The organism is Streptomyces sp. NPDC004658, from assembly GCF_040609555.1.
GTDB lineage: Bacteria > Actinomycetota > Actinomycetes > Streptomycetales > Streptomycetaceae > Streptomyces.
In genome coordinates, this window is record NZ_JBEXKG010000339.1 from 1 (window position 1) to 3,008 (window position 3,008).

2 protein-coding genes are annotated in these 3,008 nt (G+C 76.2%); one reads left to right on the forward strand and one right to left on the reverse strand.

What is annotated here, in order from left to right:
• Positions 1 to 200: 200 nt before the first annotated feature.
• Positions 201 to 1,832, forward strand: a complete 1,632-nt coding sequence (locus tag ABZV94_RS40985; RefSeq protein WP_356350129.1) for a phospho-sugar mutase — start codon at positions 201 to 203, stop codon at positions 1,830 to 1,832.
• Positions 1,833 to 1,857: 25 nt separating this feature from the next.
• Here the strand turns inward: ABZV94_RS40985 and ABZV94_RS40990 are convergent.
• Positions 1,858 to 3,008: hypothetical protein (locus ABZV94_RS40990; protein ID WP_356350131.1), on the reverse strand; the 1,151-nt coding region annotated here is incomplete at its 5' end.

A 3,008-nucleotide genomic window follows, 5' to 3' on the forward strand; every position in this document is an offset into this window, starting at 1 on the left:
GCCGCCTCGCCGTACCGCCGGTGGCGTGCGGCGCGCGGCGGGCGCGGCCCCGAGCCGCGCGCGATGCCGCAGGCCCCCTTCCCCGCCGCGGTCGGGGCGGCGAGCCGCTCGTGCCCCCGCGCGAACGCAGCACGAAGAACGGGGTCCGGGGGCGGAACCCCCGGTCGGACCACGCAAACACAGGAGAGGTTGATCCCAAGGTGCACGACGATCTCATCGCCCGGGCCAAGGCCTGGCTCGCCGAGGACCCGGACCAGGAGACCCGCGACGAACTGGCCGGACTGATCGACGCCGGTGCCGTCGAGGAGCTGTCGGCCCGCTTCTCCGGCACGCTCCAGTTCGGCACCGCCGGTCTGCGGGGCGAGCTGGGCGCCGGCCCGATGCGCATGAACCGCAGCGTCGTCATCCGCGCCGCCGCCGGCCTCGCCGCGTACCTGAGGAAGAACGGCCACACCGGTGGACTCGTCGTCATCGGCTACGACGCCCGCCACAAGTCCGCCGACTTCGCCCGGGACACCGCCGCCGTGATGACGGGCGCCGGCCTGCGCGCGGCCGTACTCCCCCGCCCGCTGCCCACCCCCGTCCTGGCCTTCGCGATCAGGCACCTCGGCGCGGTCGCCGGCGTCGAGGTCACCGCCAGCCACAACCCGCCCCGGGACAACGGCTACAAGGTCTACCTCGGCGACGGCTCCCAGATCGTCCCGCCCGCCGACGCGGAGATCGCCGCCGAGATCGACGCGATCGCCTCCCTGCACGACGTACCCCGCCCGGAGAGCGGCTGGGAGACGCTGGACGAGTCGGTCCTGGACGCCTACCTCGCCCGCACAGACGCCGTACTGGACCCCGCCTCCCCCCGTACCGCCCGCACGGTCTACACGGCGATGCACGGCGTCGGCCGGGACGTCCTGCTGGCGGCGTTCGCCCGCGCCGGCTTCCCCGAGCCGGTACTGGTCGCCGAGCAGGCCGACCCGGACCCGGACTTCCCGACGGTCGCCTTCCCGAACCCGGAGGAGCCGGGCGCGATGGACCTGGCGTTCGCGCGGGCCCGGGACACCGACCCGGACCTGGTGATCGCCAACGACCCCGACGCGGACCGCTGCGCGGTGGCCGTGAAGGACGGCGGCGACTGGCGGATGCTGCGCGGCGACGAGGTCGGCGCCCTGCTCGCCGCCCACCTGGTCCGCCGTGGCGCCCGGGGCACCTTCGCCGAGTCGATCGTCTCCTCCTCGCTGCTCGGCCGGATCGCCGGGAAGGCGGGGCTGCCCTACGAGGAGACCCTGACCGGCTTCAAGTGGATCGCCCGCGTCGACGGCCTGCGCTACGGCTACGAGGAGGCCCTCGGCTACTGCGTGGACCCCGAGGGCGTGCGCGACAAGGACGGCATCACCGCCGCGCTGCTGATCACCGAGCTGGCGTCCGTGCTGAAGGAGGAGGGCCGTACCCTCCTCGACCTGCTCGACGACCTCGCGGTGGAGCACGGCCTGCACGCCACCGACCAGCTGTCCGTGCGCGTGCAGGACCTGTCGCTCATCGCGGACGCGATGCGCCGTCTGCGCGAGCGGCCGCCGACCGAGCTGGCGGGCCTGCCCGTCACCCGCGCCGAGGACCTGACCCGGGGCACGGAGCAGCTGCCGCCCACGGACGGCCTGCGCTACACCCTGGACGGCGCCCGGGTCATCGTCCGCCCCAGCGGGACCGAGCCGAAGCTGAAGTGCTACCTGGAGGTCGTCGTACCGGTGTCCGCGCACGCCGGCCTGCCGGCGGCCCGCGCCCGCGCGACGGAGCTGCTGACGGCCGTCAAGCGCGACCTGTCGGCGGCTGCCGGCATCTGACGGCCCGGGGCCCCGCCGTCCGCGCTCACCACAGGAACAGCAAGGCCGCCGTCCAGCCGGCCGCGAGCACCAGCGCCAGGGGCCACAGCGGTCGTCCCCGCCGGCGGGCGTCGGCGGGGACGACCGGGCGCAGCGACGGGTCGCGCCACAGGGCGGTGATCTCGCCCGCGGCCCGCTCGTGCGGATGCAGGAGCCCGAACCGGCGCTCCAGCCAGGGCCAGCGGGGAGCGGCAGCGGACCAGGGCGTGAAGGAGGCCCGCCGGCTGTCCACCTTCAGTTCGGTGCCCGTGCACACGACGGTCCTGATCTCGTCCCACGGGATGTGCCGGGGGCCGCGCAGCCCGTTGAACCACAGGCCCTCGCTGTCGGCCGTGATCCGCCAGGCGAGCCAGTGGGGCAGCCACAGCGCCCCGACGAAGCCGGCGAGAGCGGCGAGCGGGTGGTGCCATCCGCCGGTCCCGCCCCAGAAGAAGCCGCTCCCCCACACCACCAGCAGCACCGCGCAGAGCCGGTGCAGCAGCCCCGCGCGCCACTGCCGTATGCCCGGCGGTGCCGCGCCGTCCGCCTCCCGTGCGACCGCCTCCGCGGCCGACCGGCTGAGCCGCGCATGCGCCGCCCGACGGGCCGCCCGGCGCTTCTCGGCGGCCGTCAGCCGCCGTACCGACGCCTCGGACAGGGGCCGCACGGGTCCCGAGGACCGTTCCGGCACCGGCGGCGCGTCCGCCTCCTCCGCGGCCGTGACCAGGAGGACCTCGGCACCGTCGTACGGCACGCCGTACAGCAGGGCCTCCCGCAGCGGCCCCGGCCCCTCCCGGTCGATCCGCTCCAGGAACTCCTCCAGCTCCTCGTCGTCGTCCTCGTCGCCCTCGTCGCCCTCGTCGTCCTCGTCGTCCTCGTCGTCCTCGTCGTCGGGGCCGTCGTCCCGGACCTCCATGACGGCCACGCGGAACAGGGGACGGACCCCGGCCGTGTCGTCGGCGGCGAGGACCTCGGTGTCGCCGTCGGCGCCCTCCCGTACGAGCACCCGCAGCACGGGTGCCGCCGCCGCGCGCAGGGCGGTGGCCCGGCGCCGGCCCAGCAGCCCGGAGACGAGCGCGGTCAGGCCCTGCCCGGCCACCAGCCAGGCGAGCGCCGGCAGCGCCCGCGCCCCCGCGCCGGTGTCCGGGCCGTGGGCGG